The following is a 24,433-nucleotide window of genomic DNA, read 5'->3' as shown; positions in this document are numbered from 1 at the left end:
TCTGCAGATCCCTGTCTTGGATAAAGGGTGTGTTATACAGTCAAGGTTAACTCTTTATAACGTACAACTGAAAGGATATATTAATTCCAGGTTATTTCGCAGCCTTCTTGAGTTGATGTACCTGCCTCCTGTAGGTTTCTCTCGTAATATCGGACCATAACCAGTCTTCGCCTTCAAGATATTCACCACGATAGACCGCAAGCGCTTGCCCTCTCGCCTCATCTGAAGCAGTCTGATCAAACTGGCGCAGGGCTGACTCAAAGGTCCGAAGATCCCAATCCGCGTCTAACACCCGCAAAATGTACCGATCATTGGCGTATTCAATCTTTAACTCGGTGCAGCCCGCAGCCTTCAGGTTTTTACGCATGGCATATAACGAGGTTTGCAAATATGCCAATGCCCGTTCAGGCTCATAATGTCCCCACTGATCATCACACAGCTTATACTTGGACAACCAGCGCCCCTCATGCTGCAAAAAATAAGCAAGCAGCTCTCGCGACTTGGACCGAGCCCATTTTATGGACATCTGACCATGCTTTACTTCAAACGGACCGAAACTGTGAATAGCCCACCTTCCATGAAGTGGTTGAGGCTTCTGGGAAGCCAGCTTGACCAGCTTGTCTACCGCTTTACGGATTCGCTCCGGGCGAATCGGCTTGAGCAGGTAGTCGATGGCACTTACATCAAAGGCCTGTGCAGCATAATGATTGTAGGCGGTAATAAAAACAATCTCTGCCGCTATATTGTCGGCACCCAGCTGCTCTGCCAGCTCGATTCCGCTCATTCCGGGCATTTCGATGTCCAGGAAGATACAGTCCGGTTTTAACATTGGAATCTCCTGCAGCAGCTGGAGAGGGTCTGTATAGGTGCCGATGATCTCAACTCGTTCATCGGTCTCAAGCAGTGAGGCTAACTCATTCAAGATAATAGGCTCATCATCCAGCAATATGGCTCTGATCATCGTCTGCCTTCCTCCCCGTGTTCAATGGTATTTGAAGTGTAACCGATGTGCCTTCGCCCGTCTGACTCCAGATATGCATGCCAATACCATAATGTAAAATCAATCTGCGCTGAATATTCATCAGACCGACGCCAGATCGGGTTCCCGGCTGATCCAACAGCTTCTGCAGATGCTGCGGTTCAATGCCAACACCATTATCCTCTACTTGGATCAGTGCTGTATCCTCTTCACGCTTAACCGTTAAACGCACCAAACCACCTGCATTTCGAGTCATAATGCCATGGCGAATGGCATTCTCCACCAAAGGCTGTATGATCAGCATGGGAACCTTCAACTCGATACTCTCATCAATGTCATATTGCATATCAAGTCTCGACTGGAACCTTTCCTGTTCAATGGATACATAGGCTCGCACTGTAGCAAGTTCATTCGCAAGAGGCGTGAACTCGCCATCAGAGTCAAAACGAAAGCTTCCTCGCAAATAATCGGACAGGTCGTAGAGAAGTCCCTTCGCCCTTACAGGATCTACCGTGCTAAGTGCCGCGATGGTACTCAGCGAGTTAAATAAAAAATGGGGTTTGATCTGAGCCTGCAGGAATGAGAGCTCCGCAGATATCCGATTTCCCACCGATTCTTTGAGCTGAACCAACGTTTTCACCCTCGACTTCAGCTCCAGCGATTCAAATGGCTTCGTCAGGTAATCGTTAGCTCCCGCCTCGAATCCAATCTGCAAATCCTCAGGTCTTGCTCTTGCGGTCACCATCAGCACAGGCAGATCTAATGGTTGAAAACGTCCACGTATGGTGCGAAGCACCTCATACCCCGATATTTTCGGCATCATTACATCAAGAATGACCAGATCATACTGAGCCTTCTGCTCTAATTTGGCCAGCGCCGACATTCCGTCAGGAACAGCGGTCACATCATATCCATCGTTGTCCAACACATGGAATAATGCTGCGAGACTTGCCGGGTCATCATCCACGGCCAGAATAGAGTAGCTCTTTTCTGTTCTGTGACGTTTGGTCGTTAAAACGGGCTTCTGACCAAGAGGGGCCGAGCTTGTAGCCGGCTGTTTCCCGTAAACCTTCTCCTTACGTTCCCTACTCACTGGAAGAGTAAATCGAAAGGTGCTTCCCTTCCCCTGCCTGGATTCAACCCATATCCTTCCTCCTTGGAGTTCAACCAGTGTCTGGGTAATGGATAGTCCGAGTCCCGTACCCCCAGCCTCCCGTGTTTCGGTAGAATCCAACTGGGTGAACGGCGTAAAGATATCCTCCAGATGCTCCTGGGGAATTCCTATACCGGTGTCCTGTACCCATATCTCGATATACTCCTGTTTAAGCATAGCACCGGTTCGAATATGCCCTTGCTGCGTGAACTTCAATGCATTGCCTACCAAATTATAAAAAATCTGATAAAGACGCTCCTCATCTGCATATACTGCCGGCATTTCTGTTGGAATGTGATTAACGAATTCAATAGATTTGCCGTCATTCAGCTGACTTATGACATATAAAGAAGCATTAGCAATGGAATGAAGATCAATGGCTCGCGCTTCCAGCTTCATTCCTCCGCTTCGCATACTGGAAATATCCAGAATATCGTGAATAAGGCGATCCAATCTGCGCGCTTCTGACAACACGGTCCGAAGGTTATGCTGCTGGGATGAATCTTCAAGAGTATGGTTATTCTCCAGTACCGAGTTTGTAATGTTAATGATGCCATTAAGCGGTGTGCGCAGCTCGTGGGAGGTATTCGCCAGAAACTGATCCTTCATCCTGTCTAGTTTAATCAGTTCCTTGTATACCTGCTCACTCTGCAAATTCAGATAGACGATTAACAGTGAAAATGCAAGGGCAACCCATAACACGCTTAATCCAAAAAACATACTTTGCAGCACTCCTGCAACCAATGGAGGTAACGCAGCGAAGAGCAATGCCCGGAATTCCTGCAGAGATACTTGTTTTCGTTTCAGAATAACCAGCCCGACATAATAAAACAGATAGATATAACACAGGGCGGGCATGAGCAAAAAATACGGCCCCCGGTGATATACCTGATCAGCATCAACATAGAAAAGATAATCCCCGAACAAGCTACCCAGGGAGAGCAGCATATTCAAGGCCATAGGCATACAGATGACGACAGCTGTGATCCTGCTCATGCCCTGCCGATCATTCCGCCGAATGACGGCATCGAGATAAAATATCCACAGTGCCTCCGGCACCGGATTCAGGATGTAAAACAAACAGATCACAAACGGAAGGAGCCAGCCTGCAAGGGCTGAATCTGCACCTGTCAGCATGTTCAGCACCATCTCCAGCAATAGCAAGGACATGTTGGATAACAACAGCGCGAGAAAAACATTTCGCAGCTCCGACTTTTCATGATTACGCCTGTACATATGTATACAGATAATGAGCGTTATAATCAGACCTATAACAGAGGTCTGAACGTAGTACAGGAGCGGCATGCTGCTCCCCCTTTTCAGCACAAGTATTTTATTTAGATAGATTAAGTTAAAAAGCGGGTGCAGACAAGAATAAAAACAGAATAAAAAGGAAATCAAAATACCCCAGCTAGGTTAGCTGAGGTATTACATTGAATTTGAATGAAGTTGACTTGATCGAAATCTATTGTTTAGGTGAGCTATGCATTACGGTTTAACCACAGAGAGAAGTGATTCGTTGCCTTCTGAAATAACGGTGACTCCCGGTGCAAACGCGGCATCCTTCACATGAAGTGTTTCTCCAAGTTCCATGCCGCTAATATCAAACTCCACCACTGCTGGCAAATGGCCTGGCAACGCCTCGACTTCAATGGCAGCCAGCTGAATCTGCACAACCCCGCCCTGCCTCGTGCCCGCCGGGGTTCCATTAAACTTCACAGGAATCTTCGTGCGCAGCACCTCACCGGTCTGTACCTGCTGAAAATCGACGTGAATCAAATCCTTTGTAACCGGATCACGCTGCAGATCCTCCAGCAGCACGGTAAGTGAGGGCTTTCCTTCAAACTGCAGCTCAATGAACCCGGATGCACCTTGCTTCAACCATTTCTGAAATTGAATTGAAGGTATATGGATCATCTCATTTGCTGTGTTTCTTCCGAAAACAATAGCTGGCAGACGGCCAGACTCGCGCAATTTCCGAAGCCTGGATGGTTTTAATTTGATGCGGTTCTCCGCTTGGATATAAGTAGTCATGCTATGTTCGCTCCTCTGCATTCAATGATATTGGGTACACTTTTCATCAACCACCGATCCCCTAAGGGGGCTAAAGAGAGAAACATAGCATCACCACCTCCACACTGCACCGAATAATTTTTGTAATACATTAAATGTAAAAATCCCAAAATATACAGTAAGGCACTCTACTGGAAATAGTAGAATGCCCTTGGGATGCCTACAGCCTATCATAGAAATCTTCTTTTGTCGATTCAACTACTAGATGCACAGACAAGAATTCTTCACTTAACAACCCGACATAAATGGTATATTATAGAATTGTAGCAAATAATTATAAGAAGAGAGGAGTTTACACTTTGAAAAAGACACTCTCCATGGTCATCGTCCTGAATCTGTTTCTTACCTTTGCTTTTGGCTTCAACGCTTCAGCTAACAATGATGCTGATGAGATGGATTTGCCAGAGAAACGCATCACAGAGCAGGTGGTACAGCCAGATAAGGAAATCATCACTGAACTGACTCAGACCCCCACAGCACTGGATTCTTCCAGAATGGAGGAGCACCAGTTCAACGCTCCCGTGAACCTGAATAATAGCGCTTCCACTTCCAAGATGCATAAGGAACAGAGCCTGCTCTCCGCTCCACAATCGGTGAACACGTCCGCCGCAGCAGAGACAACGACATATACGGGCTACATACAGGAGGAAGGAACCTCCACCACCCTATACCCTGTCTATGTACAGCCCGGACATATTCTGCAAGTACAGATGGATAATCCGGCATCTGCACAGCTCGACTATGATCTCTATCTATATGAATTTGATATGTCTACAGGCAACTTAAATCCGAATCCAATTGATTACTCCATCTATGGAACATACCTGATTAATGATGGAACCGGACCCCGAACTTTATCTGAAAATGTAGGCACAAAGAATAACACCTCGAGTGCCAAGGCTTACTTAATAGAAGCCTACGGCAAGGTTGGCGGCAGCATTAACGAGCCGTTTATCCTGACTGTCTCCACAAGCTCGACGTATGATGCCTATGAGACAGACGAGAACGCACTTCGTGCCTATCCGCTCACGATCGCCGCTGGTGGCTCTACACTTGCAACCCGCTCCATTAATTCGGAGATCGACCAGGATTGGTACAAAATTACCGTTCCTGAAAGCAGAAACTATGATGCCATGCGCATCACGCTGGATCAGGCCTCTACCACAAACGGATACAAAGCAGAGTTATATGGTGCGTTAAGCAACAATCGCATGGCCCTGATGCCTGTTGTGAACGGCAATGTGTCTCTCGGTACTGGTACGTATTATTTAAAGGTCTATACAACAAACGCTTATTCGGATAACAACTATTCACTGCATCTTCAACCTGTATTACGTGCAGATAAGGTGGTGATCACAGGGTACAACTCCAACGGGGGCCCTAACGATTATCCCTCTTACGCTTATGGCCGTTACTATCGGATTACAGGAAATAGCTTCACAGTAACCGGCGTTGCCGCAACCTCGGATAACTACGCTGTTGCCAATGCAGAAGTCGAAGTCATCTGGATCAATGATGCCTGGTCTGAAAGCAGCAACAATCGCTATCGAAGCGCCAAAGTGATGACCAACAGCAGCGGACAGTTCACCGCCACCTTATCCCTCCCCCCTTCTGCTGGAAGCCTCAGTCAATACTTGCCTGGCGCTATAAGCTTTACACACTATTATGATCTTTGTGCCGTGGCAGCGAAGGTCACGAATCGCCCAAGTGCCAATGATTCAGATATTGTTTATCATTTTGCATACAGTATCTACGGCGGTTAAATCGAAATGAGCAGAGCAACGAGCGGTTAACGAAACCGTTCGTTGCTTTTTTAAGTCCATATCTATTCAAAATATGGAATATTATTCCGATAACAAGAAGAGACACATATGATGTGAACATCATCATTGAAATCATTTTACGAATAGGGGTGTTTATGAATGAAGGTTCAACACACAACTCTGTTTGATCTCAAAGCATACATTCAATCCAGACCACCGACAGAGCGTGCAGATCAACCAACGATGGTCTCAGGAAAATTGGACTTGTCCCATAACACAGATACCGTAGAGATCAGCACCGCTTCCAGACAGCTGGCCTCGTCTGATGTCGTGAATCATGCGGCACGCTATTTTGGTACCGTGCAGATCAATGAATCGCTGGAGCGTTCCCTCCAGGATCAGTCTCCAGAGGTGAGAGAGGCGGTATACGGCATCATTCAGTCCAATTTCATTACCGATGTTACAGAAGAAGACCAACGATCCGCATTACTCGAACTGGGTCTTGCACAAGCCAAATACATAGCGGATAACTACATGAAGGGCGATCAGGCAGCAGCATTTATGGATACAATTCGTCAGATTGGAGCCATCTCCACTACAAGAACGATCAACCCTGAAACCAAACAAATCCAATACGCCACTCCGCCCCAAAAACCTGTAGGTGCACCGGAAGATTATGTTGACCTCAATTACATGATGCGCAAGTTCCAGCCTGATACCTTCAATAAACTTCAGGATGCCATTGTAAACGGGAAGGACTGGAGCCGCATTCTTACGGATTTTGCGAAGAAGGCATCTACTAATCAGGAATGGTTGAAGGAATATCGTGAGGCAGCCACTCAGCCCTCAGGCAGTCTACCTGCGCGGAACAGATTTGAGCATGCGGATACGACTCGTCTGAGCTCATTTGCCAGTACGGTTCAGGATATCATCGCTCAGCTGAATTCAACAAACAACACGTTCCTGACAGACAATTTACAGGCATTTATCCGCAAGCTCGGATCACAGTAATGATAACCTGACATAAGCACACCATAATAAAGGCGCTGCTCACAATCCGTGAGTGCGCCTTTATTTATTACTCCCTCTAGCCATGTAACATGGCATAGACCGCGATTTTATTTTCCCCGCATGGGTGACAACTTCGTAAAGAAGCTTACACTCACGTCAGCGTCAGCACAATTTGATCACCAGAACGGGTGATTTTATAGATTCCTTTTTGCATATCAATGCCGTAGTGTTTCTTCAGCAGCCATTTGGCGTTAAGATCGGTCTCAACCACCACCAGGTAATCGTAATTACTCAGCAAGTTGTCCATATTATCCTCGTAGAACAGCACGATACCGTCCACATTCGGTGCGTACAGGAAATATCGACCGACATATTGCATGTAATAGCTGGTCACCTGCTGCTCGCGATCTGATCCGTAGAACAGATATCGGTTCATATCCTCCTTGCCGCCCGTATACCAACGATCCCCCGTCACCGTATGGACTTCATATGGGAGTGTTTTATCATATGTTTTGGTAATCGAGATCATACCATTGTATTCCGACAGAAGCGTAGTAGCGGCGAGTGCCGTACAGGCGATAATTCCCTGTTGGTATCGCCTCTTGGACTGCACCGACTTGAATGCCTGATGATCAGGCACCTCACCAATGCGATAATGAAATGTACGCTCAATATCTACGGCAGCACAGAGCACCAACCCACCTGCGAACAGAACGACAATACTTGATGCATAACGCTCATACCCGGCCAGCCGGATCGCTTCATCCAGTGGCATGGAGAACAGATACAGCGCCAAAATACCGGCGTAATACAGGATAACCACTACATCGAGTGCAATCAGTACTTTCCACAGATTCCACTTCTTCTTCAGCACCACATAAGCCACAATGGAGGCCGCAATCGCCGCAATCTGAAAGATAACAAGACCCAACACGGGTCTGGTCGTGATATCTACGCTGGATTTCAGGAACAACACCAGAATCTCCCACTTCTGCTCTGCTGTTTTGCCTGCTTTAAGCGCTGCGGAAGCCCCCTCAAACTTGTTGTTCACCCCGTGGAATACCGTTGCCATACGCCAGCTCCAGCTGAAATAAGGTAACAGTGACCCTGCAATCGTACCAAGTACAGCAAGACCCACCTTCCAGTTAGAGCGTTGCTTGTGAGCGAGCCACATATAAACAAGAAAAATCAAGCCGATGGCCGCAAAAATAATACCTGTGCTTTTGATAATGGTTAACATGCCTGCCAACGGAAGAATGATGAGACAAGCTCGCATAATATCATGACGATACTGGTATATAGCGGCTATCATTGCCAAAGCATAGATCGGAAGCAGGAAATCAACCAGCAGGTTGGTGATACGAATCGTCAGGTTGAAAAAAGACAAGGTGGACAAGCCGAATCCCAGGAAGGCATACAGCAGAAATCTTTTTTTCTCCGACACAATTCCAAACATCGCATAGAAACATGAGAAGATCAGCAGTCCCTGCGCCAGCAGCATGATCGGCTGACCATGTCCCATAAACCGGCAAATATAATAGATAAACGATGAGGTGCCGAGCGGATAGTTTTTAAACTCAATCAGATCAGAGTCCGGCGTAGGAAACGCATTGGTGCTAAGCATATCCTTCACGACAATCGCCCAGTGTGAGAAATTATCGTAGTGTGTCAGTTCCGTCTGAAACAGAATGATCAGAAAGATGAAGACCCCGCTCAGGAAACTTAGCTGAAATAACGAAAAGGATAGTGACCCTGCCCCACGTTTGCTCTGATACAAAGCTCGAATTACTCCGCCTCTGAACAGCAGCAATCCCCCCATCAGCAAAATTATACTGCCCGGAAAGAGCTGCCCTGCCAACCCGGCAAAATAGACGATACAGGCAATAGCCGAGAACACAAATATCGGAATAAACTCCCACCGGATGGACATGACTTTACGGACAAACTGCATATAGCCGACCATCGACACGATGAGTAAAATGCCCATCACAAGTTGAAGCAAAAACAGCATGTCTATCTCTCCTAACCCTCTTTGGTGAACCGCTCGGTTTGTGGATGAATCAAATCACTTAGCAATTGATCAATCAAACCACGCCCCAGGATCTCGTCTATATTCTCTACGGAGAGAAGCACTTCACGTTTGTTCGCCGTTGTTTTTCCCGTATGCTTCAAGATCACTTCGATATTACTATACGTATAAAAAGTAACCTCTGACCCCTCTGTGATGTTACCCTGCAGACTCGTCGCAGAGAAGAAACGATAGTTAAAGCTGAGCAGTGTGCAGCTCGCATGGTTGGTGAACGTCACAGGAAGATGAAGGGAAAGCCGTGGCATCTTCCGCTGATCTGATTTCTGTCGTACAATCCGTTTTTTCACGTTGCGCATCATATCATCATACGCGGTATCCCACAGATTCATCTGCTCCGGCAGCGAGTGCTTCCGATCATAGATCAGCTGCATATAGTTACGGTTGTCTGTTTCACTGATCGTATGGACGGTTGCTGAGTAACGCCAGCCGTCTCCATCCGCTTTGACATATACAATGACAGCCTCGAGATTCGCCTCATATCGCTCCGATTTCACAACCAGAGAGATCGTCTTCTGCTCCGGCAAGTAGATCGGGTACGGCACATAGAAGGCAATGCCATTCTCGGATAAATCAACCGTTCTTCCCTCGTAGCGAAGGGTACTGTCTGGATATCCAATCGTTACATGCTCCTGTGCGCGAATACGCTCATTCTCCCGGTATGCCCGGCGTCCGATCATGAAGAACAGCGCGTAAAGCAGCGCAATCATATTGTGAACAAGCCAGAAGATAATAATACTGCTGAAAAACAATGCGATACCATACTTGCCATTAACATATCGGACGATAGCGGCAATCGACAGCAAGAGCAGCAAAATATGCGGCAACGCATATTTCATCGAGGCAATCCACTCGCGTCCGGTGGAACGGCTTTTGTTCGTCACCTTGAACTTCCGCTCACGGATGCCGACCGTTTCGAGAATGACCGGCCAGATCAGATAAGGCATGAAGATTGTATCAATAACCTGACTCCAGCGCTGATTCCGTATGTTGCTGGACAGATAACGCATCGACAAGCTATAGAAGAAATACGACGGCAGCCAGAAGATCAGAATCTGCCAAAAGGTTGTATTCACGATCTGAAAATCAAACAGCGCAAACAAAATCGGAGACAGAATAAAGACCAGCCGATTAAAAAACGACCACCAATACAAAAAGCTGCTCACATACGTCACCCTCGTCCAGAAAGGCAGCTTTCTGGAGAATGGTGCACGTGTGTTTTGCAAACTTTGAATAATTCCCCTTGCCCAGCGGATGCGTTGCTTGATCATGCTCGGAATCGTGGTTGTCGTCTGACCCGCAGCCTGAACCTCCTGCGTGGCATACGTAATATAACCTTCCTGCTGCAGACGTATGCTTGTCTCAAAATCTTCTGTAATCGTATTGAGCGGGAAGCCGCCGATATCCACCATGCCTTGCCGGGAAATCACTGTATTACTGCCTGTATAGGCTACGGCATTGGACGCATTACGCAAAATGTTAACCTCTCGCGAGAAGAAATCCTGCTCATTCGGAATCCCCTGCTCCGCATACAGATTAAACTGGAACAGGTCCGGGTTATAGAAACTCTGAGGTGTCTGCACCAGTCCAAGCTTGAAGGTAGGGTCCATCTCATCCTCACGCCGGAGTCGCCATTGTCCGTTTTCCTCTATAAAGGTGGATAGCAGGAAATACGGAACGGTTTTCATCAGAAATGTGTGTTGTGGAATCATATCCGCATCAAAGGTCGCAATCAGCGGAGAAGACGTCTTGCTCAGCGCATTGTTCAGGTTGCCCGATTTGGCATCCTTGTTGCCGGGGAACCCCAGATATCCTACGCCAAACTGCTTCGCCAGCTCCTCCACTGCAGGTCTGGCACCATCGTCACACAGGTAAATGTGTACCTTGGATTTGTCGGGATAATCCATAAACGTACAGGCATTCACCGTTTTATATAAAAGATCGACGGGCTCGTTATGTGTAGCAATAAACACATCGACGTGCGGATAATATTCGTCCGGGATGACCGGGAAATCGAGCTGCGCCCGTTTCTTCTGCATCTTTTGAAAAAATAATTCAAATGTCGTACCTACCGTAACCGTCTCTGCCATAATAAGCAGCATGCCAAAAATAACATTCAGCACCCCTTCTCCCCAAGGGAGCGTGAAGAACGTACGCCAGACCAGATAGATTGTCATAAGAATCATCGTGATGATGAAAAAAACATTTTGTCTTTTCTCGTTTTGCACTACTCCCGCTTCCTCCTTGCTGCAAATACCCACCTCCGCTGCAGTTGAAAGCTTAGCAGGAACAGAAGAGCGTCACAGACAAACTTCGCCGCTTTCTCGTCAACCTGGAGTAAGGTATGGAATAAATATACACCGGTGCTCGACAGTACAATGATGAGACCGCACAATGTTAGATAACGCCATAGACTGCCCCTGCTGTCTTCCTTGCGAAACACAAAATGTCGGTTCAGTACATAGTTCATCACGATGGATATCACACGTGCAATCACGGTAGCAAGCAGAATTCGTAAATAATGCTGATCTCCCATAATCGGGCGTAGTGAATCAATTAAAAACCAGGCAATGCCCAAATCCACCACAGAGCTAGCCACCGACGATGATATAAATCGAAAGAAATTCGAGAACAGCACACCCATCACCCGCGTACTATCCTGAATGGCTTTGAAATGCGTGCCAGCATTACCATTCTCATAGATGACCTGAATAGGTACAGTATGAATAGCAATCCCCGACTGAATGCAGGAGATCAGCATCTGCAGCTCATACTCAAACCGCTTGCCGCGCACATCCAGCATAAAGGGCAGCAGCCCTGTACTAAACGCACGAAGCCCCGTCTGAGTATCAGACAGCTTCTTGCCATACAGCAGAGCAAAAATAAAGGAGGTCATCCGATTTCCGAACAACGACTTGGGTGGAATGTCACCCGCACTGAAATCCCGAACACCGAGCAGTAAGTCATTCGGACGTCGTTTGGCTTCCTGTGCAATGCGATACACATCCTCCGCAGCATGCTGTCCATCAGAATCCGCTGTAACAACATAGTGAGCATCACCGTAATGCTCGGCAATATACCGGAAACCCGTCTTCAGCGCCTCACCCTTTCCCCGATTCTCAGCATGATGCAGGAGGGAACATCCATTATATTCCAAATATTCGAAAATGTGCTTGTAATTCTTCCCGGATCCATCGTCTACAATTACCAGTTTTGTAAAACCATATTCTTGTAACTCACGTACGTAGGATAAAAGTCTATCATCTGGTTCCAGAGATGGAATAAGGATGATCGTTTCGTCCTTTTCTTTAGCTATAATCATCCAAAATTAGCCCCAATTCGCCATATTTTGATCCAACATTTGCTACACTTCTCTATTAAAATCTTTTATGAATATAGGAGAGTATACCACTGAAAAGGTGGACCGTAAACGAGCAATTTTGTAATCTAATGGTAAAAATGTTTCACTTTTGTGAAAACGAGAAATAGTCATTACAGACTATATCTCTCCATTAAACTGATCAATGAGACATATAATGAAAAAACCACCTGTTAATTAAACAGGTGGCTCGTGTTATAACATATATTTGCTCCGCCGCTTATTGGCAGGATACATTATTATGATCCAACGCAACCGTTTTATACTCACGGCTTGCCTGCTTTGAAGTTACAAGCCCGGTTTCGACTGCAAGATCACATCTGTGCTTAATTAGCCATCACGTTAGGAGGGCTCATTGTCTTGTGATCCTGACGTTTAACAGCCCATTTGTATACAAATGTAAGAATGAATCCAGTCAGACCACAGATGGCTGCAATAACAAAGGCTCTCTGATAACTACCATCCGCACTATACACACTTCTCATAATAGATGGTCCGAAATATCCTGCCAGTGCAAAACCGATAAACATGATTCCGTAGTTTACACTGTTGTTCTTAGCCCCGAACTGATCGGCGGTGAAGCCAGGAAACACTCCCATCAAAGCTCCAAAGCTCAAACCGATCATGGAAATACCCATATAAAATGTAACTACACTGCTCTCTCCAGACAAGTACAGCAGAACCAGCCCGGCTACAGATAGCAGAGACGTAATGGCGAGAGTGTTAACACGTCCGATTTTGTCAGAGACATATCCCGCCAGAATTCGTCCGCCTGTGTTAAACAGCGCCAGAACAGAGACGACGGTTGTTGCTGCTGCAGCCGATAAACCCACCATTTTCTGAGCAATTGGCGAGGCTTGAGAGACACACATCAGTCCGGCAAACGCCCCGCTGATGAGCAGTAAAATCATCACATAGAAGATCGGGCTTGCCAGCATGCCTTTCCAGTTCTTATCCTCTTTTAACGTACGGCCAACGTTGGCAGCTTGAGGAGTCCAGCCTGTTGGAACAAAATCAGCCGGGCATTTCTCGATAAAGAACGAGGCCACACAGATAATGATAAGAAAGGCGGTTCCAATAATAAAGAAGGCAGAGGTTACACCCGAGTTGCTGATAAACATATTAGCAATTGGAGGAATGATAACAGAGCTTAATCCATAGGCAGCTGTAGTCACGCCCCCAACCAAACCACGTTTGTCTGGGAAAAATTTAATGGAGTTGCTGATGGTGCAGCCATAAATCATACCTGTTCCGAGACCAAGCACAATCCCGTAAGCGAATACCAGAAAACCTACTGACGTTGCGAACCCGGATAGAATCATACCTCCCCCGAATAAAATACCGCCAACGAGGATGACTTTTTTGGGCCCAAATCGGTCATTGATCCATCCACCCGAGATCATCGTAATCGGTCCTACTGAATTACAGATGGTGAATACAATAGCCAAATCCCCTGGTGTTAATGTACGCCCGGTAAGACTACTTAAATAAGCTGCCATTGGAGCAGCAAATACACTCCACGCATAGATGGAGCCAATACATAGATTAATGAAGCAGCTTGCAATCAGAATAATCCATCTCTTTTTTGTCAGTTCCACTGAGATCGTATCTCCTCATGTTTGTATTGTGAATTAATTCACTAATTTACACGATGAAGTGTAGCACAGCTTTACGTATACAGCTATGACAACATGTATATCTTTTATAGATATTTTTTGTAGTGGCAAACGAGGCAGGGGCCTATCTTTTTAGACGAATGACAGCTTATGTAAAAAACAGGTTTGATTTAGAATAAGATGAGCGTTCTAGACCCTTATCAAAGGCTGTGATGTCAATGGTATTCCAACGGGACAAATGGCTACAGTATCGGGCCCTCAGCAGTGTACCTTTAATTACCGGGCAACTGCCAGAAACACAGTTGTTGGATAAAGAAACACTACACCGTATGCTGCTGCAACATTCAAGTGTAGTTCTGAAACCCTGCAACGGAAGGTATGGCCGAGATATCGTATTTATAGAACATCTGCCATCCGGCAGCTATAGGATTCGTAACGAGAATAATACCCATACAATACAGAATACAGACGAATTATTGTACTGGCTTGCTGAAACCTACAAGGAACGTGAATATATTATACAGCAGCGTCTGCATCTGGCCCGAATCCAGCAGAGACCATTCGATCTTCGAATCATGGTTCAGCGCCAAAAGGATATTTCTTCTCCATGGACTGTAACCGGCACCTACGCCAAAGTTGCCTCACGTGGATATCTGGTCACCAATGTAACTAATCGTACGATCCCTGCGCTTAAAGCGCTGCATTTAGCCCATATCGGCGGGCGAAAGCTGCTTCATCAAGTTGAACGGACTTCACTGCTGGCAGCCAAGGCTTTAGAAGTGCACTATCCTGAACTGAGACAAGTCGGTTTCGATATCGGGATTGATACAAAAGCTCGTATCTGGATTATTGAAGGCAACTATCGGCCCGATCTTCGCCCATTCCGGCGCTTGAAGGACGCTTCGGTGTATCGCCGGATATTGTGGTATCAGAAGCATTAATCCACAGCTTCGTTATGCAAAAATGTTACAGAGTTTCATCAGCCAAAGAAAACGACTCACCATTCCTAGATATGGCGAGTCGTTCTTTTGTTGTTGTAGCAAGCCGATTCATTGAACCGATAATAGAGCAACCTCTACTCCAATTCCCACCGATAACATTACTTCCGGCAACGACGTCTTGGTGTACCTACAACACGAGTAATCTTGAACTGATTTGGTCCCACCTGTATGATGGCAAACTGGCTGTAGGATGTGCCCGAGGACGTGTAAGGCTCAGCTTCAATATTTCCATATGGTGTTCTGACTGTTGCGGTAATTCTCTTCACCAAACATACTCCGCGCGAAGAAGCCTGCCAAGACTCGTCACGCTGCACCACATAGTTATCATCACTGCAAAAGAAGGATACATATTCTACTTTCCCAAAAGCGTTATACGGTGTGGAGTTATAGATACGAACCAGCGGATAACTCTGAACTCTTCTCGTTCCCATTCTCAAAACCTCCTTTATTTTGATAGTTTATTAGATGCAATAAAGTGATTTTGGTAAGGGATAGAAGTGCACAAGGCAGAAAAAGTGTGTTTGTCCAACAACCATGAGCTTGTTCTATCTAGTTTTCAGAGAATGTTAAGAGCTCCATGATATCTTTGAGATAATAATGCTTTGGAGAGGATGAAATGAACATGCATCACAACCCGGAGGACTCTTTTCAAAAGAAGGTAAAGAAACGGGGATGGATACAAACAACTGCCATCATGCTGGTCGTACTACAGCTGTTCGGTCTGTTCGGATTATCAGGCCGTTCCTGGGCCGATTCCGTTAGCTTTGCTGGAGGAAGCGGTACGCAAGATGATCCATGGTTAATTGCAACACCGGAACAGCTTGACAATATTCGGACACTTCAGTATCCCACCGACCATCCTGATTATTTCTATCATTATTACAAGCTGATTGCAGACATTGATCTGGATGTTGCCCCTTACAATCAAGGAGCAGGATGGACAGCGATCGGAACCAGTGGAGCACCCTTTACAGGAAGCTTTGATGGAGATGGACATATCATTTCCAATATGAAGATTAATCTTCAAGACGAAAGATATAAATTCCGTAACGGTTTATTCGGCGCAACGAAAGATGCTACGTTTCGAAATCTTGGACTAGAAAATAGTGTTGTGAGCTCAGGCTCGAATTTTGCTGGCAGCCTTATCGGTGAAGCGATTAGCAATACCAATATCATCCAGGTATATGCGATAGGTTCTGTTCGGGCAGATAATTCTGCAGGCGGACTGATCGGTCTGTTAAGCGGTCCTACAACTATAGAAGATAGTTATTTTATGGGTAGCGCAGAAGCAAGGGTAGGGGCAGGAGGGTTAGTCGGATCGACTTGGGGCAATCCTTTGCAAGTGAAAAAATCCTATGCTGCAGCTGAAGTTAAAGCACAAGTTACTGTTACTGCTGGCGGCTTAATTGGCGATGATGGAGGTAAAGACGCAACTATCACATCATCATACTACGATCAAGACATTTCGGGCATAAGCGATACCAAGAAGGGCCAGCCTTTAAGCTCTTGGGCAATGAGACAACAACAGACTTATAGCGACTGGAGCTTCGTCGATCCCGGCATCTGGTCTATGGATGAGAATAAAAACGATGGCTATCCTTATCTGAAGTTTCAGAACTTTACTGACATTACAACTACTTGGACCGACATCACAGGTAAGGCTGTATTACGCAGGCCGCTTGGTATTGCGGTAGACAACCTCGGTAATCTGTATGTTGTCAACTACCAGAGCAACAAAATAATGAAATATTCCAATGAAACAAAAGAGTGGAATGATATTACATTTAATGAAATATTTGATTATCCAACAGGTGTAGCTGTGGACAAATTCGGAAATGTGTATGTGGCAGATCGCGGTCATTTAAAAATAAAAAAGCTGCCCGTCGGTTCTTCTGAGTGGCTCGACATCACGGGGAAGGAAAGTATAGATGCGAATGGAATAGCTGTCGATAGCGATGGCAATTTATATGTTGCAGACAGTTATGCTAAAATAAAGAGTTTATTGAATGGAGAAAAAAACTGGGTAGATATCACTGGTACAGAACCCTTCTCTACTCCATATGGCATAGCTATTGACGGTAACGGTAGTATTTACGTGACAGATACAAGTACACATAAAATTAAAAAACGGTTACTTGGAGCAAGTGAGTGGATAGACATTACAACTAGAGGGAACTTTTCTAACCCGGCATCCGTAGCAGTGGATAATACAGGAACGGTGTACGTAGCCGACGCAATTACCAACAAAATCAAAAGATTGAAAAACGGTGCAGTACGATGGGAGAACATTACTGGATCGGAAAGCTTCCTTAACCCTTATGGCATGGCCACCGATCGTTTCAATAATGTATATGTGACAGATTTGGAGCATTCCAAACTTAAAAAATTATCCATGACACCTGCAGCAAGCCCATCTGGGGGGATCGTAACATCAGGTACAACCGTCACACTGACAATAGGTATTAATGGAGCAACCATCTATTACACAACTGACGGCACTGAACCAACGATTAATAATGGCACGATATACAGCAGCCCTATCCCTGTCACAGACGGCATGACCATTAAAGCCATTGCTATCAAGCCAGGTATGAATAGTGAAGTGATGACGGAATCCTACACCATCAAGCAACAGGCTGGGAAGCCTACTGCTAATCCCGCTGGAGGTTCTGTAGCGGAAGGTACAACAGTAAAGTTATCTTCAGCTACGGATGGAGCAATGGTCTATTATACAACGGATGGTACTGTGCCAACCACAGAACAGAGTAGTCACTATGTTGAACCGATTCCCGTGAAAGACGGTATGACGATTAAAGCCATCGCTGTAAAACAAGGCATGGATGATAGTGAGCTTATGACTGAAACTTACACCATCACACATCAGGCTGGTAAGCCAGTAGCTAGCCCTGCTGGGGGAGCTGTAGCAGCAGGCACAACGGTAACGCTGAATTCGCCAACCGAAGAAGCAACGATTTATTTTACAACCAATGGCAGTACACCTAGCATCCACAATGGCACGATCTACAGCAGTCCCATTCCTGTTAAGGTCGGCATGACGATCAAAGCGATCGCTGTAAAGCAAGGCCTGAGTGATAGTGAAGTGATGACGGAGACTTACAGCATTAAGCAACCAAGCGAGCCTGGGGGGAATTCATCTGGTGGCACTGGATCTGGTGGATCAACGGGTGGAGCATCCAGTACACCTAGCACTCCAGCGAGCACCGTTGTTCCAAGCAACAATCCGGGCTTCCCTATTCTAGTTGAAGGTAAGCAACAGGAGGGCATTGCATCAGCGTCCTCCACAAAAGAGAGCGGAAAAACACTGCTTACTGTGAAGGTAGATACAAGTAAACTGACAACACAGCTTGCCAAGACTGAAGACAAGCCGGTTATTGTCATCCCGGTAACATCAAAGGAAGATACTGTGTCTACAATGTTGACAGGAGATGCCATAAAACAGCTGGAGAACAAACAGGCTACTTTGGAAATTCGCACACCAGCGGGTAATTATAAATTGCCAGCCGCCGAAGTGCTTATTAACCAATTGGCTACACAGTTTGGACAACAAGTGAAGCTTACAGATATCACTCTTCATGTAGAGATTGTGTCCAATGACTCTGCCAAGTCCGCACTTATGAACAATGAAGCAGGCAAAAAAGGTTTTACTGTAGTCGCACCTCCTGTTGATTTTAAGGTTACTGCCTCGTACGATAACAAAACAGTAGAGGTTAACAAGTTCAGTTCCTACGTTGTACGGGAAATTCCGTTGCCGGATGGCGCAGACTTAAGTAAAATCACTACCGCCATTGTATTGGATGAAGAAGGAACGATTCGCCATGTGCCAACATACGTAACAACTCGCGATGGAAAGCATTACGCTGTTGTGAACAGCTTGACCAATAGCACATACTCACTCATCTGGCATCCGATGGCCTTCTCCGATGTGGGGTCTCATTGGGCTAAAGATGCCGTGAATGATATGGCATCCAGAATGGTCGTTAATGGGGTGGATACGGCTCATTTCAACCCGGATGCCGCCATTACACGCGCTGAATTTGCTGCTATTATGGTACGTGCGCTAGGTTTGCCTGATCAAAAAGGCAGTGCTCCGTTTAGCGATGTATCTTCGAGCGATTGGTATGTCGGTGCTGTAGCACAGGCTCAGCAATACGGGATCATTCAGGGCTATGAGGATGATATGTTCCACCCATCCCAGACGATTACCCGAGAAGAGGCTGTCGTCATTCTGGAGAGAGCAATGCGTATCACCGGCTTGGAGGCCAAAGTTTCAGCGGCTACGTCGGATAATGCATCCCCAGCATTTAAAGATGATCAACACATTTCTTCATGGGCCACTAGCAGTATTGCTAAAGGTCTGCAAGCGGGTCTGATCACAGGTAGAGCAACTGGAGAATTCGCTCCAAAAGCTTCAATCACTAGAGCTGAGGTAGCTGTGATCATTCAGAGACTGATGACAAAGTCAGGTCTGATCTAATCCCCTACCCGATGGGCTAACAAAAAACACATCCTTACTCGGCTGTTGCCGTTAAGGATGTGTTTTTGTTTTCTCCTATACGATCAGATTGTTTGAAATGGCGCTCTGATCACATTTTACATTATGAAGCTTTCGCCGCAACTGCTTTTTGAATCAATGCTTTAGCATCATTCGTCGAAAGAACTTGCTTAGGCTCCAGCATTTTTTTGTCTGTTGCACTGAAAATGCCTTTATCAATCAATTTTGCCATCGGTTTAACCGCATAGGCAGATACCGCCTTGCTGTCTTCAAAAGCAGCGATAATTGTTGCCGCATTTGCCTCGGATGCCGGGCTATTCACGAGTTTTGCCAAAATCGTAGCTGCCTCTTCGCGCGTAATCTCACGTTCAGGGTAGAAGTTGCCGCCATAGCCTTGAATAAAACCGGCTTTGGATGCTTCTGCGATTGCATCTGCATATGCAGCATTAGCAGCAACATCCTTGAACGCAGGTGCTGTAGATACAGCATTAAGCTTCAACATATCAACGAGTGCAGTTACAAATTCAGCACGAGAAATAGGTTCATTGTTTACAGGTGCTGGTGTTTCTGTTGGCTCTGTAGTTACAGCCAGGTTTGTAATACGGCTTTCTTTTTTGGCTTGAATCTCGCCGCCTTTAAATGTATCAACGATGTACTTGTAGAACACATCCAGATCAATCGGGCCTGCCAGAGAGGATTTCGCATCCAGCAATACCTTATAATTGTCTCCACCTGCGGCCATGAAGTTGTTTACAACAGCTGTATATGATTTGTTTGCATCAATCGGTGTACCATCTTCCAGACTCAGACTCGTTACACGTTCAGCAACCGGTTTGCTGAAATCAGCTGTATATTTCAAACCAGCGATTTGCAATGTTTTGGTGTTCGGTGTACCGTCTGCATTGGTGCCCCATTGCTGCTGCAGCAACGTTTTCACCTGTGCACCTGTCAGTTCCAGCTTCACCAATGTGTTACCAAAAGGCTGGATTTTAGCCAGGTCTGCAAAGGTTACATCACCTTTTGGCAGGTCTGCACGGATACCACCTGGATTCATGAATGCAAAGTCAGCCTTGCTTGCTTTATCTCCAAAGTCCGCTTGACGCATGGCATCTGCAATCAGATTACCCAGTGGAGCTTCATTATTGTAAGCATCTGTACGCAATACAGAGCCATCCGTTGTACCTACTGGCTTGGTCAGCTCAGGGTGCTTGTCCAAAGATTTTTTAATAATCGCGAGGGTCTCCGGGTCTTGCTTCACACCCTCTTGGAATGTTGTTGTTACGGTAGCTGATTTCTCAGTTACATCCCCGGTAGCAGGATCAATCATCAGCTTGATATCTTCAAATGCCGTACCATAGGAGTACGCTTGAACGATCAGCTTGCCATTCACTACACCGTTAGCCAGAGCATGGTTATCCCCTGCAACGATGACGTCAACCGGAGAATTGGCTGGCAGTGCATTCGCCAGATCAGCAGCTTCGCCCTTCGTAACCCCATCCTTCGTGGACGCCGGATCATGAGCCAGAACGATAATCGTCTCTACCCCTTGGTCCTGCAATTCTTTTGCATATTTATTAACGGCAGCAACCTCTTCTTCAGCGCTCAGGAAACGCACACCTGCAGTGCCCGCTGGAGACACTTTGTTTGGCGTGGATTTGGTCACGAGTCCGATGAATCCGATTTTAACGCCGCCGACTTCTTTAATGACATACGGCTTGATCAAAGGTTTGCCTGTGGACGTTTCAATTACGTTGGCATTCACATAATCAAATTTAGCTCCGGCATGGGTTACTTTACCTTCTTTCGGATCAAGACCACCGAAGATTTGTGCTTTCAATGCTGCGATCCCTTGGTCAAATTCGTGGTTACCCAGTGAACCCACATCAAAGCCCATCATATTCATCCATTCCATTGTAGGCTCATCGCGGTCAAGGGACGAGACTGGAGCCGATGCACCCACAGAGTCTCCGTTGTGGAACAGGATAGAATGCTCATATTTCGCACGAGCTTCTTTGAGATAGGTTGCTAGAATTGGAGCCGATCCTGCCTTTTTGTCACCAACGATAGACGTTGTATCCAGTTGGCCGTGAAAGTCATTGATTCCAATCAAGTGTACTTCTACTTCTTTGCCTGCGGCAGAAACCGAACCTGCTCCGCCAAATAATTGTGTGAGTAATAATGCAGTAGCAGCCACACGAATGGTGCTTTTCCCCAGAACTTTTTTCCAAGACATGAGTAAACATAACCCCTCTCCAATTTCAGATCCTGAAATATTTTACCATAGTTCAATTCATAAAAGTCATAGATTATATTAAATCTCTGTAAAAATTTTTACAAAAATGATAGACCTGTTGATATTGATATATATGTATTTTAAAACTTGTAGTTGATATAATGGAATAAAATGTTATATATTCAAGTTGAAGCATCTTTATTTCTCTGTTATATGAATAATTCTCCACCCTCACTCTCCTGCAATTACTTCACAACACGCCAAGCTCCTATCATATATTCTGGTATTTGATCTTCCATTAAAGGAGGTGACCCTGAGAGCACTGTACATATTGATTTTCCGTTCATCTATCTATACTGGCGGAGGTGTTGATTGCTCTTTCACCACTCCTAACCGAACGCTATGCCGCATTATGCAATAACCGTAAGCGTTTATTGTACTACGCATCTCGCTTCAACCATTCTAAGGGATATAGGAGTGTGTCCAATGAACAAGCTGTTTTTTCCAAAATCTTTCCGCATTTTAATCGCATGTTTGCTGATTCTAGCCTTTGCTGTACCTGCAACAGCTTCCGCAGGTTATCTTGGAGATAAACTCCTGAGCGGGCAGAGCATGCAAAGAGGAGACTATCTTCTGTCCCAGGATGGCAGATTCAAAGCTATTTTTCAGGATGACGGGAATTTTGTAATCTATAAGAATGGTTCTTCCATCTGGAGCAGTAATACGAATAAGAACGGAATCACTACGTTCACCTTTGAACAAGAACGAGGGAAACCTGTGATCCATGGATATGGTTCCAAGTGGGCAACAGTTTACCAATATGCTTATCGCTGGGGTTTCAATCCGGCCAATGGTAAGTACGAATATTATTGGGGTCCGGGCCTTGACAACATTTTGGTATTCGACACGACTAAACAGGTAGACGCTTGGGTTGCGAATACCGAAGCCTGGATTCCAGGCCACCACGGCAGTACACTGCCAGTAAATACACCGGGTGATACTTTCATCATGCAAAGTGATGGTAACCTGGTTCTCTACAACACTACCCTGACCAACGAATATTATCCGAACAGCTGGATTCCTGTCTGGGCTTCTAATACAAACGGGCGGTAATAAACAACACAAAATGAGCCTTGGAGTAAGCTGATCGCTCCCAAGGCTCATTACATAAATCACAGATCAGACCCGCCCTTATATTCCTGCGTTCTGTGCATCAGTGCAACTGTATTTCTATTTGCTACCTGCTTGCTCGCGAAGCTTCAGAAATACTTGGTAACTGCGTTCGGCACAGGACGAGATGGACACGGGGTCAAACCCGACCAGATCGGCATACAGCGTGTCATGCAGCGGAGCAGTCCAAGACTCTGGCAGCTGTGCTGCACCGAGACGTGCTCCCATGATTGAACCTACCGTAGCTCCATTACAATCCGTATCCATCCCGCCATAGACAGAGGTCACGACTGCTTTCTCAAAATCATTGCCGCCATACACCAGCGATGCTGCAACCAGCGCCGCATTGTTGTTTGTGTGCACAGCATCATAATGGCTGAACGTATCCCAGATTCGGCTAACCAGCTCCCGCTCACTGCGGGCCTGAAGGCCAATCTCCACACCTTGCAGCACATCTGCTGCCAGGCGGCTTGTTTGTGGAATTTCACTCAGGCCAATTTCCACAATACGCTCACTGCTATCTTCAACAAACGATGCTGCGATCATCGCAGCATTCAGCATCTCGCCATAAATGCCGTTCTTCACGTGAGAGAAGGAAGCATCCCGCCACCCGAGTTCGGCAGCCAGCTCTGGCCGCCCGGCTACACCGTAAGCCAAGCCGTCAGCGCGAATAGCAGCGCCAATCCACTCACGGTATGGATTAAGGTGCATGCGTACACGCTCCTGACGCTGCGCCCAATCGGCAGGTTTATCCGATTTCAGATGCGAGGTCTCCTGGGCAAAATTCATATAGCTCTGTGTCTCAGCCGTACACACCTGACTGTATGTCAGGCGGTGATGCCACAGCTTGCCAATATCCCACGAATCCCATTCCAGCCCCTTTTCCTCCAGCAGAAGAAGGCCCAGAAGAGTATAGCGGATATCATCGTCACTCTCCATAAAACGGATTTTCTCTCTTACACTCAAAGGCCCCAACGCTGTCAAGCTCAAGCCATATTCCTGCTCTGCGCTCGAATGCTCAGGGGTATAACCCTGAATCGGCCAAGCCCCCGCTCCCTTGAACCACAGCTCAATATTCTCCCAGCCCGGACGACCGTCCTTGCCATACAGATAATCCGGGTGCTCCAGTGGCTTGCCGAGTGCACAACCGACGCTTCGTCCGAGCCATGCTCCGTAGAACTTGTCCCGCCATACCTGCTCGCTCCAGTTCGCCTCAAGCACTCGTGGCCCATGCGGGCGTAAACGGTGAATATCCTCAAGACTTGAAGGTTCTACATAAGGAAAATCAGCGGACACCTGAAGCTCCATGAGTTCCTGGTACAATAACATCAGCTTGCTCTCGTCATGCGCGGATGCTTCCCACTTTTGCATAAAACCCTGCGTATTACAGCCCTCTTCGCCACGTTGAATGACCTCCAGGCGCACCGTCTCACGCAGGTCTGTCCAGCCAGCCATC

16 protein-coding genes are annotated in these 24,433 nt (G+C 46.3%); 6 read left to right on the top strand and 10 right to left on the bottom strand.

Going from position 1 to position 24,433, the window contains the following annotated elements:
• Positions 1-91: 91 nt before the first annotated feature.
• Together DFQ00_RS13335 and DFQ00_RS13330 are read right to left on the bottom strand one after the other, a co-directional pair.
• Positions 92-961, bottom strand: a complete 870-nt coding sequence (locus tag DFQ00_RS13335) for a response regulator (RefSeq protein ID WP_110896978.1) — start codon at positions 959-961, stop codon at positions 92-94.
• Positions 936-3,302 carry an ATP-binding response regulator gene (locus DFQ00_RS13330; protein ID WP_174812196.1) on the bottom strand — a complete coding sequence of 789 codons (2,367 nt, stop codon included), beginning with the start codon at positions 3,300-3,302 and terminating at the stop codon, positions 936-938. Before DFQ00_RS13330 ends, DFQ00_RS13335 begins: the two co-directional genes overlap by 26 nt.
• Before the next feature lie 48 nt (positions 3,303-3,350).
• On the opposite strand from DFQ00_RS13330, the gene DFQ00_RS30155 reads away from it, so the two are divergent.
• Positions 3,351-3,473 (top strand): hypothetical protein, encoded by a 123-nt coding sequence (locus DFQ00_RS30155; RefSeq protein WP_279630409.1) that lies wholly within the window; start codon positions 3,351-3,353, stop codon positions 3,471-3,473.
• 147 nt (positions 3,474-3,620) lie between these two features.
• On the opposite strand, the gene DFQ00_RS13325 is transcribed toward DFQ00_RS30155, so the two are convergent.
• Complete coding sequence (locus DFQ00_RS13325; RefSeq protein ID WP_110896976.1) at positions 3,621-4,166, bottom strand: 50S ribosomal protein L25; 546 nt, start codon at positions 4,164-4,166, stop codon at positions 3,621-3,623.
• Positions 4,167-4,504: 338 nt separating this feature from the next.
• Between DFQ00_RS13325 and DFQ00_RS13320 the strand changes: the two genes are divergently transcribed.
• Positions 4,505-5,968: a hypothetical protein gene (locus DFQ00_RS13320; protein ID WP_244213830.1), complete on the top strand. Its 1,464-nt coding sequence runs from the start codon at positions 4,505-4,507 to the stop codon at positions 5,966-5,968.
• 159 nt (positions 5,969-6,127) lie between these two features.
• Entirely contained in the window at positions 6,128-6,979 is an 852-nt protein-coding gene (locus DFQ00_RS13315; protein ID WP_110896974.1) for a hypothetical protein, read from the top strand.
• A gap of 151 nt (positions 6,980-7,130) precedes the next feature.
• Here DFQ00_RS13315 and DFQ00_RS13310 read toward each other — a convergent pair whose 3' ends face one another.
• From DFQ00_RS13310 to DFQ00_RS13295, 4 genes are all read right to left on the bottom strand, one after another.
• Positions 7,131-8,990 (bottom strand): hypothetical protein, encoded by a 1,860-nt coding sequence (locus tag DFQ00_RS13310; protein WP_110896973.1) that lies wholly within the window; start codon positions 8,988-8,990, stop codon positions 7,131-7,133.
• An 11-nt stretch (positions 8,991-9,001) separates the two neighbouring features.
• Complete coding sequence (locus DFQ00_RS13305) at positions 9,002-11,293, bottom strand: glycosyltransferase family 2 protein (protein ID WP_110896972.1); 2,292 nt, start codon at positions 11,291-11,293, stop codon at positions 9,002-9,004.
• On the bottom strand, positions 11,293-12,387 hold the full coding sequence (locus tag DFQ00_RS13300) for a bifunctional glycosyltransferase family 2/GtrA family protein (RefSeq protein WP_110896971.1): 1,095 nt from the start codon (positions 12,385-12,387) through the stop codon (positions 11,293-11,295). The genes DFQ00_RS13305 and DFQ00_RS13300 overlap by 1 nt, the downstream gene beginning before the upstream one ends.
• A 383-nt stretch (positions 12,388-12,770) precedes the next feature.
• Positions 12,771-14,042, bottom strand: a complete 1,272-nt coding sequence (locus DFQ00_RS13295; protein ID WP_110896970.1) for an L-lactate MFS transporter — start codon at positions 14,040-14,042, stop codon at positions 12,771-12,773.
• A gap of 230 nt (positions 14,043-14,272) precedes the next feature.
• Between DFQ00_RS13295 and DFQ00_RS13290 the strand changes: the two genes are divergently transcribed.
• Positions 14,273-15,001 (top strand): YheC/YheD family protein, encoded by a 729-nt coding sequence (locus DFQ00_RS13290; protein ID WP_110896969.1) that lies wholly within the window; start codon positions 14,273-14,275, stop codon positions 14,999-15,001.
• 158 nt (positions 15,002-15,159) lie between these two features.
• Here the strand turns inward: DFQ00_RS13290 and DFQ00_RS13285 are convergent, their stop codons facing one another.
• On the bottom strand, positions 15,160-15,492 hold the full coding sequence (locus DFQ00_RS13285; protein ID WP_110896968.1) for a hypothetical protein: 333 nt from the start codon (positions 15,490-15,492) through the stop codon (positions 15,160-15,162).
• 185 nt (positions 15,493-15,677) lie between these two features.
• Here DFQ00_RS13285 and DFQ00_RS13280 point away from each other — a divergent pair, with 185 nt between their 5' ends.
• On the top strand, positions 15,678-19,556 hold the full coding sequence (locus DFQ00_RS13280) for a chitobiase/beta-hexosaminidase C-terminal domain-containing protein (protein ID WP_110896967.1): 3,879 nt from the start codon (positions 15,678-15,680) through the stop codon (positions 19,554-19,556).
• Between the two features lie 121 nt (positions 19,557-19,677).
• Here DFQ00_RS13280 and DFQ00_RS13275 read toward each other — a convergent pair whose 3' ends face one another.
• Positions 19,678-21,807, bottom strand: a complete 2,130-nt coding sequence (locus tag DFQ00_RS13275; protein ID WP_110896966.1) for a 5'-nucleotidase C-terminal domain-containing protein — start codon at positions 21,805-21,807, stop codon at positions 19,678-19,680.
• Positions 21,808-22,293: 486 nt separating this feature from the next.
• Here DFQ00_RS13275 and DFQ00_RS13270 point away from each other — a divergent pair, with 486 nt between their 5' ends.
• Positions 22,294-22,920, top strand: coding sequence for a hypothetical protein (locus DFQ00_RS13270; RefSeq protein WP_110896965.1), 627 nt, complete (start codon positions 22,294-22,296; stop codon positions 22,918-22,920).
• A 117-nt stretch (positions 22,921-23,037) separates the two neighbouring features.
• Here the strand turns inward: DFQ00_RS13270 and DFQ00_RS13265 are convergent, their stop codons facing one another.
• Entirely contained in the window at positions 23,038-24,432 is a 1,395-nt protein-coding gene (locus DFQ00_RS13265; RefSeq protein ID WP_110896964.1) for an ADP-ribosylglycohydrolase family protein, read from the bottom strand.
• Position 24,433 lies beyond the last annotated feature (1 nt).

This window comes from Paenibacillus barcinonensis (genome assembly GCF_003217495.1).
In the GTDB taxonomy this organism is placed as follows: domain Bacteria; phylum Bacillota; class Bacilli; order Paenibacillales; family Paenibacillaceae; genus Paenibacillus; species Paenibacillus barcinonensis.
The sequence above is the reverse complement of the archived record's forward strand: the minus strand, read 5'-3'. Positions and strand labels throughout refer to the sequence as shown.